This window comes from Aeromonas ichthyocola, from assembly GCF_046087985.1.
In the GTDB taxonomy this organism is placed as follows: Bacteria; Pseudomonadota; Gammaproteobacteria; order Enterobacterales; family Aeromonadaceae; genus Aeromonas; species Aeromonas rivipollensis.
The window spans coordinates 229,153-244,393 of record NZ_JBJSWH010000002.1; the positions used below are offsets into that span (position 1 = coordinate 229,153).

Annotated in this window: 10 protein-coding genes; 2 read left to right on the top strand and 8 right to left on the bottom strand. The window is 65.6% G+C overall.

Features of this window, described 5'->3' with window-relative positions; translation table 11 throughout:
* Positions 1 to 7: 7 nt before the first annotated feature.
* Complete coding sequence (locus ACF2JD_RS05795; RefSeq protein WP_440986979.1) at positions 8 to 3,136, top strand: CusA/CzcA family heavy metal efflux RND transporter; 3,129 nt, start codon at positions 8 to 10, stop codon at positions 3,134 to 3,136.
* 39 nt (positions 3,137 to 3,175) lie between these two features.
* A complete protein-coding gene (locus ACF2JD_RS05800) occupies positions 3,176 to 3,538 on the top strand; it encodes a copper-binding protein (RefSeq protein WP_440986980.1) in 363 nt (120 codons plus the stop codon).
* 75 nt (positions 3,539 to 3,613) lie between these two features.
* Here ACF2JD_RS05800 and ACF2JD_RS05805 read toward each other — a convergent pair whose 3' ends face one another.
* From ACF2JD_RS05805 to ACF2JD_RS05840, 8 genes are all read right to left on the bottom strand, one after another.
* Positions 3,614 to 5,308, bottom strand: coding sequence for a pyridoxal-dependent decarboxylase (locus ACF2JD_RS05805; protein ID WP_440986981.1), 1,695 nt, complete (start codon positions 5,306 to 5,308; stop codon positions 3,614 to 3,616).
* Positions 5,309 to 5,481: 173 nt separating this feature from the next.
* Positions 5,482 to 6,498 carry a lipoate--protein ligase A gene (locus ACF2JD_RS05810; protein WP_440987208.1) on the bottom strand — a complete coding sequence of 339 codons (1,017 nt, stop codon included), beginning with the start codon at positions 6,496 to 6,498 and terminating at the stop codon, positions 5,482 to 5,484.
* A 173-nt stretch (positions 6,499 to 6,671) separates the two neighbouring features.
* The gene (locus ACF2JD_RS05815; protein ID WP_408776580.1) at positions 6,672 to 7,871 is read right to left on the bottom strand and encodes an ABC transporter permease; all 1,200 of its coding nucleotides are present in this window, start codon (positions 7,869 to 7,871) and stop codon (positions 6,672 to 6,674) included.
* A 63-nt stretch (positions 7,872 to 7,934) separates the two neighbouring features.
* Entirely contained in the window at positions 7,935 to 9,143 is a 1,209-nt protein-coding gene (locus ACF2JD_RS05820; protein WP_440986982.1) for an ABC transporter permease, read from the bottom strand.
* Entirely contained in the window at positions 9,144 to 9,833 is a 690-nt protein-coding gene (locus tag ACF2JD_RS05825; RefSeq protein WP_440986983.1) for an ATP-binding cassette domain-containing protein, read from the bottom strand. It abuts the gene before it with no gap.
* Positions 9,826 to 10,965, bottom strand: coding sequence for an efflux RND transporter periplasmic adaptor subunit (locus ACF2JD_RS05830; protein WP_440986984.1), 1,140 nt, complete (start codon positions 10,963 to 10,965; stop codon positions 9,826 to 9,828). The genes ACF2JD_RS05825 and ACF2JD_RS05830 overlap by 8 nt, the downstream gene beginning before the upstream one ends.
* An 82-nt stretch (positions 10,966 to 11,047) precedes the next feature.
* Positions 11,048 to 14,209, bottom strand: coding sequence for an efflux RND transporter permease subunit (locus tag ACF2JD_RS05835; protein ID WP_440986985.1), 3,162 nt, complete (start codon positions 14,207 to 14,209; stop codon positions 11,048 to 11,050).
* A complete protein-coding gene (locus tag ACF2JD_RS05840; RefSeq protein ID WP_440987209.1) occupies positions 14,202 to 15,236 on the bottom strand; it encodes an efflux RND transporter periplasmic adaptor subunit in 1,035 nt (344 codons plus the stop codon). Before ACF2JD_RS05840 ends, ACF2JD_RS05835 begins: the two co-directional genes overlap by 8 nt.
* Positions 15,237 to 15,241: the final 5 nt, after the last annotated feature.

A 15,241-nucleotide genomic window follows, 5' to 3' on the forward strand; every position in this document is an offset into this window, starting at 1 on the left:
CCAGATCATGATCCCTTCCATTATTCGCTGGTCCGTGGGCAACCGCTTTCTGGTGCTGCTGCTGACCCTCATGCTCACCGCCTGGGGGCTCTGGTCGGTGAAACAGACCCCGGTGGACGCCCTGCCGGATCTCTCCGACGTCCAGGTGATCATCAAGACGGCCTACCCGGGCCAGGCGCCCCAAGTGGTGGAAGATCAGGTCACCTACCCTCTCACCACCGCCATGCTGGCGGTGCCGGGGGCGACCACGGTGCGCGGCTACTCCTTCTTCGGCGACTCCTTCGTCTATGTGCTGTTTGACGACGACACCGACCTCTACTGGGCCCGCGCCCGGGTGCTGGAGTATTTGAGTCAGGTGGCTCCCAATCTGCCCGCCTCCGCTCGCCCCCAGCTCGGCCCCGATGCCACCGGGGTGGGCTGGGTCTACCAGTACGCCCTGGTGGACAGAACCGGCAAGCATGACCTCAGCGAGCTCACCTCCCTGCAGAACTGGTTCCTCAAGTACGAGTTGCAGACGGTGGACGGCGTCTCCGAGGTCGCCACCGTGGGCGGCATGGTGCGCCAGTATCAGGTGCGGGTCGACCCGGACAAGCTGCGCGCCTACGGCATCCCGCTCTCCCTCATCGAGACCGCCATCCAGCAGGGCAATCAGGAGACCGGCGCCTCCGTCATCGAGATGGCGGAGGCGGAGTATATGGTGCGCTCGAATGGCTATCTGAAAAGCGTGGAGGATCTGAAACAGATCCCGCTTGGTACCAATGTGCGCGGTGCTCCGCTGCTGCTGGGTGACGTGGCGGATGTGGTCACCGGGCCCCAGAGCCGGCGCGGCATCGCCGAGCTCAACGGCGAGGGGGAAGTGGTGGGCGGCATCATCGTCATGCGCTATGGCGAGAATGCCCAGCACACCATAGACGGGGTCAAGGCGCGGCTGGCAGAGCTCAAAAGCAGCCTGCCAGAGGGGGTGGAGATCGTCATCGTCTACGATCGATCCGACCTTATCCAGCGCGCCATCGACAACCTCTCCGGCAAGCTGCTGGAGGAGTTCGCGGTGGTGGTGCTGGTCTGTCTCGCCTTCCTGTTCCATCTGCGCTCATCTCTGGTGGTGGTCATCACACTCCCTATCGCGATTTTGACCGCCTTTATCGTGATGCACCTGCAGGGGATCAACGCCAACATCATGTCGCTGGGGGGCATCGCCATCGCCATCGGCGCCATGGTGGATGGCGCCATAGTGATGATCGAGAACGTCCACAAGCATATGGAGCGGGAGGCGCTCACCGACAAGAACCGCTGGCGCATCATCACGGAGGCGAGCATAGAGGTGGGGCCCGCCATCTTCTTCTCCCTGCTCATTATCACCATCAGCTTCCTGCCGGTGTTTGCGCTGGAGGCGCAGGAGGGGCGGATGTTCCACCCGCTGGCCTACACCAAGACCTATGCCATGGCCGCCGCCGCCGGGCTCGCCGTCACGCTGGTGCCGGTGATCATGGGTTACTTTATCCGCGGCAAGGTGCTGGCGGAGCAGGCCAACCCGCTGAACCGCTGGTTGAGTCAGGGCTATGTGCCGCTGCTCAAGGCCGTGCTGGCCCGTCCGAAAACCACCCTGGCCATCGCCGCAGTGGTGACGATGGCGGGCTTCTGGCCGCTCAAGTACCTGGGCTCCGAGTTCATACCGCCGCTCGACGAGGGGGACATCATGTACATGCCCACCACAGCGGCCAATATCTCGGTGGGCAAGGCGCGGGAGATCTTGCAGCAGACCGACAAGCTCATTCGCACAGTGCCCGAGGTGCAGAACGTGTTCGGCAAGGCGGGGCGCGCCGACTCGGCCACCGACCCCGCCGATCTGGTGATGATGGAGACCAGCATCCAGCTCAAGCCTCGGGAGCAGTGGCGCCCCGGCATGACCCCGGAGAAGCTGAAAGAAGAGCTCGATTCCCTTATCCGCTTCCCCGGCCTCACCAATGCCTGGGTGCCTCCCATCAAGACTCGCATCGACATGCTGGCCACCGGCATCAAGACCCCGGTCGGCATCAAGATAGCGGGGCCGGATCTCAAGGTGATCCAGCAGCTCGGCCAGCAGCTTGAGCAAGTAGTCGGCAAGGTGGAGGGGGCCGCGTCGGTCTACGCCGAGCGGGTGGCCGGTGGTCGCTACGTCAAGGTGGACATCGACCGGCTCAAGGCGGCCCGCTACGGCCTCAACATCGCCGACGTGCAGGCGGTGCTCGCCACCGCGGTGGGCGGCATGGAGGTGGGCCAGACCATAGAGGGGCGCGAGCGCTACCCCATCAACCTGCGCTACCCCCAGAGCTATCGCGACTCGGTAGCCAGCCTGGAGCTGCTGCCGCTGGTCACCCCGAGCGGTGCGCGCATCGCCCTGGCAGACGTGGCCCGGGTCTACATCAGCGACGAGGCCCCCATGCTGCGTAGCGAGAATGCGCGCCTGAACGGCTGGGTCTACGTGGATATTCGCGGCCGCGACATCGGCTCCTTTGTGGCAGAGGCCAAGGCACAAGTGGACAAGCAGCTGGTGCTGCCGGCGGGCTACGCCCTCACCTGGTCCGGGCAGTTTGAGTACATGGAGCGGGCCAAGGCGCGCCTCGCCTACGTGGTGCCATTGACCGTCGCCATCATAGTGCTGCTGCTCTATCTGGCGTTTCGCCGCTTCCAGGAGGTGCTGCTCATTCTCACCACTCTGCCGCTCGCGGTGGTGGGCGGGATCTGGACCCTCTGGCTGCTGGACTTCAACCTCTCGGTGGCAGTGGGGGTGGGCTTTATCGCCCTGGCAGGCGTCGCGGTGGAGACCGGTGTCTTGATGCTGGTCTACCTCAACCACGCCTGGGATGACCTCGTCGCGAGCGGCAAGCCGGACAAGGCGGGCCTGCACCAGGCGGTCATTCACGGCGCCGCCCTGCGCCTGCGCCCCAAGATGATGACGGTGGTGACCATCATCGCCGGCCTCTTGCCTATCATGTGGAGCCACGGCACCGGCTCAGAGGTGATGCAGCGCATCGCCGCGCCGATGATCGGCGGCATGGTGAGCGCCCTGGTGCTGACTCTCCTGGTGCTGCCCGCCGCCTACTACCTGTGGCGCAGCCGAAGCCTTGGCAAGACCGAAACCCGGCAAGCCGACTGACCACCACTGTTGAATCAATGAGAATGAGGAGTAAAAACCATGAACTACAAGACGCTGACCCTGACCCTGCTGCTTGGCCTTGCCACCCACACCGGCCTGCAGGCCGAGGAGATGATGAACCACCAGGGCCATGACATGGGCCAGATGGGACAAATGGACGGCATGAACGAGATGGGCGAGATGACGATGACCAAGGGGGTCATCAGCCGCATCGACGCACCCAACGGCAAGGTGGGGATCAAGCACGAGGCCATCGCCAACCTCAAGATGCCCCCCATGAACATGGTGTTCCTGCTGGCGGATCCGGCCCTGCTCAAGGATCTGAAGGTGGGGGATGCAGTCCTGTTCCACGCCGAGAACCCGGCGGGCAAGCTGACGGTGACCCAACTGCAGAAGCAGTGAGTGCTGGCCACGGTAATAAAAAACGGCGGGATTATCCCGCCGTTTTGCTATCCGGATCCTAGCAATCTAGGCCGTTCAGCCGCGGATATGGTCGATAAAGGCGTCAATCTGCTCGCGGGTGCAGGCGGGGTTCATGAATACAGCCTTCTCCCCTGCGATGTAGGAGTACTTGCCGCGGGCGTCGTACTCCGAATGCGCCACCGCCTCCACCCAGTTGGTGTAGAGTCCCACCTTGCCGCGCGCCTTGAACAGATTGCGGTGGTAGTCGGTGTTGCGGGCCAGCCGCGCCTTGTAGGCCGCATCCGGGCTGCGGGCCAGCTCGAAGGCGAACTCGGCCTCCGGATCCTGCACCCACTCGGGGTTGTAGATCTTGAAGCCCACGCTCGGCCCCTGGTTCTCCTGGGCCACCAGCTTGACGTTGCCAAGCTGGCTCAGACGGAAGCGGAAGTAGTTGGCGTTTTGCAGGCAGTGGGCCAGCACGGTGCGATAGCCCTCCACCCCCAGGTAGTTGAGGGCCGCGTAGGCGCCGAACAGGCCGCTCGCACCGCGGGAACACTCTATGGTGGACTGCAGGTGGGTCTGGCCCTGGATGTCCCGCTCGAAGTAGGAGAAGTTCTCAGGGTCATTCTCCATCGCCTTGAGATCCTCCTGCTCCTTGATCATCACCAGACTGGAGGTGTAGGGCACATAGCCCCACTTCTGGAAGTCGACGGTGAAGGAGTCGGCATATTTCAGCTCGGCGAAGCGGCTCACGTTGCGCTCTATGCCCGCCAGGGTGGCGGCATTGATGGCCAGCGGGTTGGCGGCAAAGTCGTAGTCCAGGAAGAAGATCATCGACCAGCCGATGGCGGCATCCACGTGGATGTGGGGCTTGACCGCCACCTCGAACCGCTCGCACAGCCGATCCCGCAGTTCCACCACGGGCTTGACCCGATCCACCCCGAAGGTGTCGGTGGTACCCATGGTGAGCATGATGGTGGGCACCACGTGCTTCAGGGCGAAGCAGGCGGTCAGGGTGCGCTCGAGATCCGCCAGATCGATGTCGTTGTTCTCCCCCACCTGGATGCGGATGGTCTTGTGCTCTATGTCCACCCCGAGCAGGGAGAGGTTGGTGATGTTGGAGTAATGACCGCCCTGGGAGTTGATGATGCGGTAGTCCTGATAGTGGCCGAGCCCCTTGTGCTTGGCCTCGGGCAGACTCTTGCGAATGCCGAGCAGGTAGCCGTAGAGGTTACAGAAGGTCCCCCCCTGGGTGAAGATGCCGGTGGCGCGGGCGGGATCGTAGCCCGCCAGCAGAGCTATCTGGCGCACCACCTTCTTCTCCAGCTCCTCTGCCACCCCGGCGTATTCGGAGTAGACCAGATTGGGGTTGGCCAAGATGCCCATCTGGGCGCCGTAGATGGCGGGATCCGCCGACATTGTAATGACGTTCTCGACGCTGGAGGGGTTCTCCCAATCCTTCGACAGGGCACCGGCGAACAGCAGCTCCGTCATGGGCTCGCCCGGGGTGCGCATCTGTGCGGGCACCGGCATGGTCTCGCAGAGATCGGCGAGACGGGCGCGGCCATCTGGCCAGGCGTTCAGCCGGGCATCCGGCGCCAGGCCACGGGCGCGAAACTCGTTGAGGGTGGCAAAACCGGGCTCGCGAAACACCGGCCAGAGATCGGGATTGCGGGAGAAGAAGTTGGCTTTGACGGTGGCGAAACGGGCGGAGAACTCGGGGTGGACGGCGTTGACGCCGTCATCTTTCAGATAGACAAGATCGCTCATGATAAGACCATTGGTACTGCAAATGTGCCCCGGTTATACCCCCAGGGCGGCACTTGAGACAGCGACAATAACTAATGGCCTGCCCTACTTTTTATCATGGCCACGGCAGTCGGGGGCTGGCGGCACCCTGGCGCCGGATCCCGTGCTCCGTTTCGTGATCCCGGTCATGACTCTCAGCGCAGGGCCGCCACCAGCCAGGCCTCCAGCTCCGCCAGCTCATGGGTCCTGGCCGGGAAATCACCCATCAGCGAGCGCAGCAGCGCCGCCATCGCCTCTGGCCGGTAGGGTGTCCCCACCAGGCGCTCGGCCAGGGCATCCAGGGGCGCCGGATCCAGGCTGTCGCTGAAGATCTGCGCCCGCCCTATCACCCCCTTCTCCACGTCGAAGTGGAGCTCCACCCCGCCCCAGCCGAAACGCTCGTCCAGCTGATGGCTGAACGCCGGGGCATGGCCGAAGTTCCACTCCCAGCTGCGCTGGCGGGCGAAGGTGTCGGCGAAGCCGGGCAGGTCCGGCATCTGTTCGGGGGAGATATGCTCGGGCGCTACCCGCTCACCGTAGTAGTGGAAGAAGGCCTCGATGAGGGCGTCATTCAGCTGCTGGTGATCTATCCCCGGCAGCAGCTCGCAAAGATTGGCGACCCGGCTGCGCACCGAGGTGATGCCCTTGGCCGCCAGCTTCTTGGGGTCGGGATTGAGGTAGTTCGCGAGTCGGCCGAGGTCCGCATCCAGCAGCAGGGTGCCGTGGTGAAAGCCGCGATCCTGGGTCTCCCGGTAGGCCGAGCCCGACACCTTGCGATCACCGTCCGCCGTGGCCACCAGCAGATCGTTGCGCCCGGAGGCAAAGGCCGCTATCCCCAGCCGACTGAGAGCATCTAGCACTATGGCGGTAGAGACGCTCTTGTCATAACCGGGCTTGCCCGCCATGAAGGTGAAGCAGCTGTTGCCGAGATCGTGAAACACGGCACCGCCCCCGCTGCTGCGCCGCGCCAGGGTCACGCCGTCCTCTTCCATGCGGCGGGTGTTGCACTCCTTCCACGGATTCTGCGCCCGGCCTATCACCACCGTATTGGCGTTGCGCCACAGGAAGAGCACCCGCTGGGCGGGATCCATCTGGCGGAAGATGCACTCCTCCACCGCCAGGTTGAACAGGGGGTCGTGAGAATCGGAGACGAGCAGGCGTAACGGAGACATGGGAGGAGACATAGGAGGACCTCGTTGGAAAAGGGGGAGACTACCATATCACCCTGCTCCCGGGGCGTCGTCCCCTGACATCTGGCCCCTGACCGCCTGCCGCAGCGGCGGCGCAAAGAGACGCTCCGGCGGGCAGCCACTACTTCGTGCTGTTCGCGGCGCACGGCGCTCGCCTAGTCACCCCGCAGGGCGACCACGGGGTCCAGGCGCACCGCCCGCAAGGCGGGAGCGACCCCGGCCAGCAAACCGACCAGGGCGCTGCACCCCAGGGCCAGCAGCAGATAGAGGGGATGCAGGCTGAGCGGCAAACCAGCCGCCAGCAGCGCGAACAACAGCTTGAGCCCGCCGAGCAGGGCCAGCCCCATGGCTCCCCCCAGCAGTGCCAGCACCACGGCCTCCAGCAGGAACAGCAATAGAATGCGGCGCCGTGGGCAGCCCAGCGCCATCAGCAGCCCCACCTCGGGGATCCGCTCCTGCTGGGCGATGCTCATGATGCTGAAGATGCCGACCGCCCCGATCAGCAGCGAGATGATCCCCAGCCCACCGACCGCCAGCTTGATGATGGAGAGGATCTTGTCGAGGCTGGTCAGCATGTCCTGCTGGGAGGTGAGGGTAAAATCCTCGGCGCCGTGGCGAGCGATCAGCACCCGCCGGATCTGGGCGGTGATCTCGGCCTCCGCCCGCCCGGCGCCATAGATGACGTCTATCTCCTGCAGCCCCTCCTTGTTGAACAGCGCCTGGGCATGGGCGGCGGGCAGATAGATCATGTCGTCCAGATCGAAGCCGAGAAATTGCCCCTTGGGAGCCAGCACCCCGGCCACCCGAAAGCGGCGATCCCCGGCCCGCAGCAAGCTTCCCGGCGCATCGCCGCCGGGAAACAGCTCAGCCGCCACCTTGGCGCCCAGCACCGCATAGGCGCGGGGCATGGCACTGTCATCTGCGGGCAGAAAACGCCCCTGCACCAGGGTGAGCCGCCAGCCAGAGAGCGCCGCCGAGCCTGTGCCCAGGATGGCGGTGCTGCGGGTCAGCCCGCGGCTGCGCACCTCCCCCTGCCCCTGCACCACAGGGAGCGCCGCTTCGACGCCCTGCAATCTGGCGAGGGCATCGGCATCCTCCAGCAGCAGGGGACGGCTGCTGGAGAGGATGCCGGGCGGGCCGCCGGCGGTTTCGGTCTTGCCCGGGGTCACGGCGATCAGGCGGGTACCGAACTGGGAGAAGCTGTCGAGCAGATAGAGCCTGAGCCCCTCGCCTATGCCGGTGAGCAGGGTCACAGAGGCGATCCCGATGGCGATGCCGAGCGCCGACAGCAGGCTGCGACTGCGCCCTGCCAGCAAGGCGCGCCAGAGCCAGAACAGCAGATCAGCGAGGCGCATCGGCCACCACGCCATTGTCCGCTACGTTGGTCACTGGTTCGCGCCCCATCAGATTCATCAGCCTCAACTCCATTGCCCGCTGCGCAGACTGGTGACCGGATCCTGCCTGGCCGCCCTGGAGGCGGGCAGCCAGCTGAAGAAAAGCCCGGTCAGCAGGGCCGCCGGTATGGTGCAGAGGGTCGCGAGCCAGGGCACGGCCGCCGGGAAGCCGGGCCAGATCAGCCCGGCGAGGGCCACCAGGGCATAGCCCAGCAGGGTGCCGATGAAGGCGCCACCGCCGCTCAGCAGCAGCGCCTCCCACAAAAACAGCTGGCGGATCTGAAGGCTGTCGGCCCCCAGCGCCTTGAGCAGGCCGATCTCTCCGGTGCGCTGGCGGGTGCTGATGAGCGCCAGATTCATCATCATGATGCCGGAGACCAGCAGGCTGATGGCACCAATGCCGGCGACCGCCAGGGTGAGGGTGGCCAGAATGGTGGAGAAGGTGGCCAGCATGGCATCGCGCCTTACCAGAGTCACATCGAGCACCCCGTGACGCGCCTGCATCAGCTGCTCCAGCCGCTGCACCAGCGGGGGCACAGCCTGCCCTCCCAGCAGCTGGATCAGCAACCGAAACAGCCCCTCGGTATTGAACAGCCCCATGGCGCTGCCCACCGGGATCAGCGCCGCCTCGGCCATGTCCATCCCCAGATTGCTGCTCTGGCTGGTGAAGACCCCCACCACCCGAAAGCGGCGATTGTCAAAGCGCAGCCACTGGCCGAGGGGATCGGCCTGACCGAACAGCTCCCGAGCCGCCACTTCCCCGAGCAGGGCCACCGGCCTGTCCTCCCCGGCGTCCCCCGGCAACCAGCGGCCGGAGAGCAGCTCAAGTCCGTGGGTATGCCGCAACCCGTTGCTGCTGCCAAGCAGCATGGTCTGGCGCACCCGGGCCCCCTGCTTGGCCTCGGCAAAGCCCATCACCAGCGGCACCAGCCTGAGCTGGGGTTGATGCTGGCCCAGGTAGTGCATGTCATCCAGGGTGATCTCCCTCAGGCTGTTACCGGTGACCGGCGGCAGCCCGCCCGTGGTCTCCTTGCGACCCGGAAACATCACCAGCAGATCCTTGCCAAGGGAGCTGAACTGCTCGGCCACATAGCGCCTCGCCCCCTCCCCCAGCGCGGTGAGCAGCAGCACCGAGGTGACGCTCAGACTCACCGCCAGGATCAGCACCAGCGCTCGCGTGCGCTGGCGCAGCAGGGCCACGGCGGCGAAGCGGAGGGCATCGGGGCGCCGCATTCAGCCCCCGCCGCTGTCGCTGCTGATGCGGCCGTCATCCATCGAGATCCGCCTGCCCGCCCGCTCGCCGAGGCGGGGATCGTGGGTCACCACCATCAGGGTGATCCCCTGCTCCCGGTTGAGCCCCTCGAGCAGGGTGATCACCTCCTCCCCGGAGCGGGAGTCGAGATTGCCGGTGGGCTCGTCCGCCAGGATGAGGCGCGGCGCCATGGCCATGGCCCGGGCTATGGCCACCCGCTGGCGCTGACCGCCGGAGAGCTCGGCGGGCCTGTGGTCGGCCCGGTTGTCCAGCCCCAGATCCTCCAGCAGGCGCTGGCTGCGGCGATGGCGCTCGGCGGGGAGGACGCCGCACAGCATCAGCGGCAGCTCGACGTTTTCCCGGGCGGTGAGGCGGGGGATGAGATGAAACGACTGGAACACGAAGCCGATGCGATGGCCGCGCAGCTGGGCCAGCGCCGGTTCTGACAGGGTGGCAATGTCCTCCCCTCCCAGCCAGTATTGCCCCTCGTCTGGCCTGTCCAGCAGCCCCAGCACGTTGAGCAGGGTCGACTTTCCGGAGCCCGAGGGGCCCATCACCGCCAGATACTCCCCCTCGGCGACCCGAAGAGAAACGCGATCGAGGGCCGCCACCTCAGTGCCCCCCAGAGTGAATCGACGGCTGACGGCATCCAGGCGAATGAGATCACTCATCCATCTGCTCCGTGGCGGCACTGAAGGGCCCCTCCCCGACTATCTGGCCGGGCTGGGCCGCCAGCTGGTCACCGGCGGCGAGCCCCTCTGCCACCTCAATCCAGTTCCAGTTCTCCACGCCCCAGCGGGGCAGGACCCGCACCAGCTTATCTCCTTCCAGCCGCAGCACGCTGCCATCGTCGGCCCGGCTGCTGGCCGCCACCCGCAGCACATCGGTGGCGCGGGTCACCTCGACCTCGAGATCGGCGCTGTAGCCGATAAGCAGGGGCACGTCGCCGGGCGGGGCTGTGAGTACCGCCTCCACCTCCACGGTGCGGGCCTGTTTCTCCAGCTCCTTCACATAGGGGGCGATGCGGGTGACGGTGGCGGCAAAGTCGCGCCCGGGCATGGCGTCGAGCAGTACCCGGGCGCGCTGGCCCACCTTGAGGCGGGCGGCATCCACTTCATCTATGGGAGCTGAGACATAGAGGCAGTTATCGTCGATGAGATCGATGACGGGGGGCATGGCCACCCCTGGGGGTGAGGGGGTCATGTATTCACCCAGCTTGCTGTTGACCTCGGCCACCACGCCGGCAAAGGGGGCCTGCAGGCGGCGCTCGGCCAGGCGGGCCTCCACCTGGGCGACCAGCGCCTCGTCGACCCGCTCCTGCTGGCGGGAGGCGCGGCAGATATAGCGGCGGGTATGGGCCAGGTTCTGGGCCTGTTCGGCCAGGGTGCGGGAGGTGAGGTTCTTGGCGAGCAGGGTGGCCAGCCGCTGGGCCTCCCGCTCGTAGTAGGTGGCCTCGCTGCAGCGCTCCTCGCGCTGGGTCTTGCCGAGGGCCTGCTGGGCGCGGGCGCGGCTGAGATCGGCGCGAATGTCCTCGCTCCAGAGGGTCAGCAGCAGATCACCCCGGGCCACCCTGTCCCCGGCCTTGACGGCGATCTGCTCCACCACACCGCCGCCGGGCAGACTGAGCCCGGCCCGCTGGCACGACTTGATGGTGCCGGCCCGGGTGTTGACCAGGGTGACCAGCACATCCCCCCGCCCGACCGCCACCAGCTTGACCGGCGTCGCCTGCGGCCACCACCACAATGCCAGGGCCGCTAGCGCCACCCCGGCGCCCGCCGTCCACCACAGCCAGCCTCTCTTCATCACGCATCCTTTCGCTATCGACCCCCGTCACGGCTGACGGGAGAGCAGGGCATCATTTCGCCTTAGCTAGTGACTCCCGTCATCAGCGTCGGGAGAGCAGGGCGTAATAGAGCAAGGGTATCACCACCAGGGTGAGCAGGGTGGAGACCAGGATCCCGAAAATCAGGCTGATGGCCAGTCCGTTGAAGATGGGATCATCGAGGATGAACAGGGCACCTATCATGGCCGCCAGCGCCGTCAGCATGATGGGTTTGGCCCGCACCTGCGCCGCCTCGATCACCGCCTGCTCGAACGCCATCCCGGCTCTTCGCTGCTGCTCGATAAAGTCCACCAGCAGTATGCTGTTGCGCACTATGATCCCGGCGAGCGCTATCATCCCTATCATAGATGTGGCGGTAAACTGGGCCCCCAGCAGGGCGTGGCCCGGCATCACCCCGATCAGGGTGAGCGGGATGGGCGCCATTATGATGAGCGGCACCAGATAGGAGCGGAACTGGGCCACCACCAGCAGGTAGATGAGGATCATCCCCACCCCGTAGGCCAGCCCCATGTCGCGGAAAGTCTCGTAGGTTACCTTCCACTCCCCGTCCCACAAGAGCGCCACTTCACCCAATTTATCGGGCTGCCGCACGTAATACTGGGGCAGCGAGATGTCGGCACCGGCGGCAAACATGCCGTAGAGCGGGCTGTCGGTATGGCCGCCCATGTCGGCCACCACCATCACCATGGGCTGCATGTTCTTGTGCATGATATAGCTGAGGACCACCTCATCACGGCGACTCACCAGCTCGGAGACCCGCACCAGCTGGCCGCTCTGGCTGCGCACCTTGAGGGCCAGTACGCCCGCCAGATCCCGTTTGTCACCGGGAGCCAGTTCTATGCGGATCGGCACCGGATACTTGGCGCCTTGCCCCTGCAGCCAGCTGGCATCCTGATAACCCACCCCGCCATTGAGGGTGTTCACCAGATCCCCGAGCTCGACCCCGAGCAGGGCCGCCTTGCTGCGATCCACCACCAGCCGCCACTGGGGCTGGGGGTCGGTCAGATATATATCCACATCCACCAGATCCGCGGTGGCCACGAAGCGGGCTTGTACGGCGCGGGCCGCCGCCTCACGGGCGGCCGGCGTCGGGCCATACACTTCTGCAACTATGGGGGACCAGACCGGCGGACCGGGGGGCACCTCCACCACCTTGAGGTTGCCCCCTGCCGCACTGGCGATAGCCTGCAGCGGCGCCCGGACCGACTGGGCGATCTGGTGACTGCTGTGATGGCGCTCATGCTTGTCCACCAGATTGACCTGAATATCCCCCACGTTGGCGCCGCTGCGGATAAAGTAGTGGCGCACCAGGCCGTTGAAGTTGATGGGGGCGGCGGTGCCGGCGTAGATCTGGTAATCCTTCACCTCCGGTACCTTGGCAAGCTCTCGCCCGACCGCCAGCAGGGTACGCTCGGTATGCTCCAGCGTCGCCCCCTCCGGCATATCGAGCACCAGCTGGAATTCCGACTTGTTGTCAAAGGGGAGCATCTTGAGCACCACCCACTGCACCACCGGCATGGCGGTAGCCGCCCCGACCAGCAGCAACACCCCCAGCCAGAGTTTGCGTCTGGCACGCTTGGCGCCGTCACCGATCAGGAAAGGGGTCATCAGCCGGTGAAAGAGGCCTGCCTTGGCCTCACCGTGGGCAGCATGCACCTCCCCCTTGAGCAAATGGCTCGCCAGCCAGGGGGAGAAGATAAAGGCCACCAGCAGGGAGATAAGCATCCCCATGCTGGCATTGATGGGGATGGGGCTCATGTAGGGGCCCATCAGGCCGCTGACAAAGGCCATCGGCAGCAGGGCCGCAATCACGGTCAGGGTCGCCAGTATGGTCGGCCCACCCACCTCGTCCACCGCCCCCGGAATAAGATCCTTGAGTGACCCCTTGCCCAAACCGCGATGGCGGTGGATGTTCTCCACCACCACTATGGCGTCATCCACCAGAATGCCGATGGAGAAGATCAGCGCAAACAGCGACACCCGGTTGAGGGTAAAGCCCCAGGCCCAGCTGGCAAAGAGAGTCAGTGCCAGGGTGATGACGATGGCAACGCCCACCACCAGTGCCTCGCGCCAGCCCATGCTCACCAGCACCAGCAACACCACTGCCGTGGTGGCAAAAATCAGCTTGCCGATCAGGGTGTTGGATTTGGTCTCGGCGGTGACGCCGTAGTCACGGGTCACCGTCACCTCGACCCCAGCAGGGATCAGCCGGTTTTGCAAACTCTCGACCCGCGCCTCCACCCGCCTGGCCACATCGACCGCGTTCTGGCCCGGCTGCTTGCCGATGGCCAGGGTCACCGCCGGATAACTGGCTTGCCCCTGCCCCATCCAGCTACGCCTGGTCGGGGTCTCCTGACCCAGAGAAACCTTTGCCACATCGCCGAGATAGACAGGCTTGCCGTCGTGCAGCCCCACCACCAGTTCTCGGGCCTGCTGCTCGCTTTGCAGGAACTGCCCCACCTGTACCTTGATCTCGCTGTTGTCTTGCTCGATAGCCTGTGTCGGGCCCACCTGATTGGCGGCCGCCAGTCGCTGACTCAGCTCGCCCCAGCTGATGCCGTGGGCGCTCAGGGCCGCCGGATCCGGCATCACCCGCAACACGGCGCTCTGGCTGCCGAGCGTGTAAATATCGCGAGTACCGGGAATGCGCTTGAGTTCGGTCTCCAGCTCATGGGCGACCCGGGTCAGCTCGGGGGCACCCAGTTGCTTGCTCCCCTCTTTGCTCCATAAGGTCAAACTGACGATGGGGACATCATCGATCCCCCGGGGTTTCACCAGTGGCTGGCCGACCCCAATCCCCTGTGGCAGCCAGTCCCGGTGGGAGTCGAGCTGGTTGTTGAGCTCGACGATGGCCTGCTCGCGGCTTACCCCCACCTTGAACACCACCACCAGCAGGGCGCCATCGGGTTGGGAAAAAGAGTAGAGGGTATCAATTCCCTTTATCTGGGAGACCACCTGCTCGGCAGGGGTGGTGACGAGGGACTCCACCTCTGCCGGAGTGGCCCCCGGGAAGGGGATATAGACATCGGCGAAGGTGACATCGATCTGCGGCTCCTCCTCCTTGGGGGTCACCAGCACCGCAAACAGGCCGAGCAAGAGCCCCACCAGCGCCAGCAGCGGGGTGATGGCCGAGCCCTGAAACAGCGCCGCCAGCCGACCCGCGGGCCCCAGCCTCTCCTTGTTGCCGTTCAGCTCGCTACTCATGGGCCAGCTCCTGCTGCTGCGCCCAGGCATCGGGGGCCAGCTTGTCACCAGCTTGCAGCCCGGCCAGGATCTCGCACTGCCCCGCGATACAGTGGCCGACCCGCACCGGCGTCAGGGCCCAGCCAGCGGGCTGCTGCAGATAGACGCCGTTGAACTCCCCTTGCCGCAGCAGGGCGCGATCCGGCACTTGCAACACCTGACGCTCACCCTGTTTGAGCTGCACCTTGAGCCACATGCCGGGCAATACCCCGGCGGTTTGCGGCGGCAAGTCGAGGCGCAGCCTGAAGGCGTGGCTCTGGCTGTCGGCATAGTTGAAGCGGGTCAATTTGACCGGGATAACCCTCTTGCCATCGGGCAGCAGCACCTGCACATCCGCAGGCTCACGAGCAAGTGTCAGGGCGGATTGGGGCAACTCCACCTCCACCCGCAAGGTGTCGAGAGAGAAACCCGACAGCAGCGGGGTACCGGGGGCCACCGTCTCCCCCAGCTCCACCAGCCGTTTGGTCACCACTCCGGCGTAGGGGGCCAGAATACGGGTATAACCGTAGGTCTCGCGGGCCTGGGTGAGGGCCGCCTCGGCCGCATTCACCTCGGCGCGGGCGGCGCGATCCGTCGCCTGGGCGTTGTCGAGCTGGGCGCGGGTGATCACCCCCTTGGCGATCAGCGCCTGAAAACGGGCGAGCTGGCGCTCGGCCTCCACCTGCTGGGCCTGCGCCCTGGCCAGCCGCGCCTCGGCCCCTGTGACGGCGGCAAACTGCTCTTTGCCGCTGATCTCGAGCAGCGGTTGCCCCGCCTGCACCTCGTCGTTCACATCCACCAGCATGCGGGAGACCCGGCCGCTGGTCTGGGCCGCCACCGTCCCCTGATTGATGGCACTGACGGTGCCATCCAGCGTCAGCCAGTCGGTCACCGGCTGTGGCGCTACTGTCAACGGGGCCTGACTCTCCCCTTCTGCAGCCAGGGCGGATGTCATGGCCTGCGATGTCATCACCAACATGGTGATCCCCAGCAACCGGATCTTTTCCATCATCA

Excerpts from the sequence above, each read along its gene's own strand:
- ACF2JD_RS05830 (WP_440986984.1), bottom strand. The coding sequence starts at position 10,965 with ATGAAGAGAGGCTGGCTGTGGTGGACGGCGGGCGCCGGGGTGGCGCTA.
- ACF2JD_RS05820 (WP_440986982.1), bottom strand. The coding sequence starts at position 9,143 with ATGCGGCGCCCCGATGCCCTCCGCTTCGCCGCCGTGGCCCTGCTGCGC.
- ACF2JD_RS05810 (WP_440987208.1), bottom strand. The coding sequence starts at position 6,498 with ATGTCTCCGTTACGCCTGCTCGTCTCCGATTCTCACGACCCCCTGTTC.
- ACF2JD_RS05800 (WP_440986980.1), top strand. The coding sequence starts at position 3,176 with ATGAACTACAAGACGCTGACCCTGACCCTGCTGCTTGGCCTTGCCACC.
- ACF2JD_RS05815 (WP_408776580.1), bottom strand. The coding sequence starts at position 7,871 with ATGCGCCTCGCTGATCTGCTGTTCTGGCTCTGGCGCGCCTTGCTGGCA.
- ACF2JD_RS05805 (WP_440986981.1), bottom strand. The coding sequence starts at position 5,308 with ATGAGCGATCTTGTCTATCTGAAAGATGACGGCGTCAACGCCGTCCAC.
- ACF2JD_RS05825 (WP_440986983.1), bottom strand. The coding sequence starts at position 9,833 with ATGAGTGATCTCATTCGCCTGGATGCCGTCAGCCGTCGATTCACTCTG.
- ACF2JD_RS05835 (WP_440986985.1), bottom strand. The coding sequence starts at position 14,209 with ATGAGTAGCGAGCTGAACGGCAACAAGGAGAGGCTGGGGCCCGCGGGT.
- ACF2JD_RS05795 (WP_440986979.1), top strand. The coding sequence starts at position 8 with ATGATCCCTTCCATTATTCGCTGGTCCGTGGGCAACCGCTTTCTGGTG.
- ACF2JD_RS05840 (WP_440987209.1), bottom strand. The coding sequence starts at position 15,236 with ATGGAAAAGATCCGGTTGCTGGGGATCACCATGTTGGTGATGACATCG.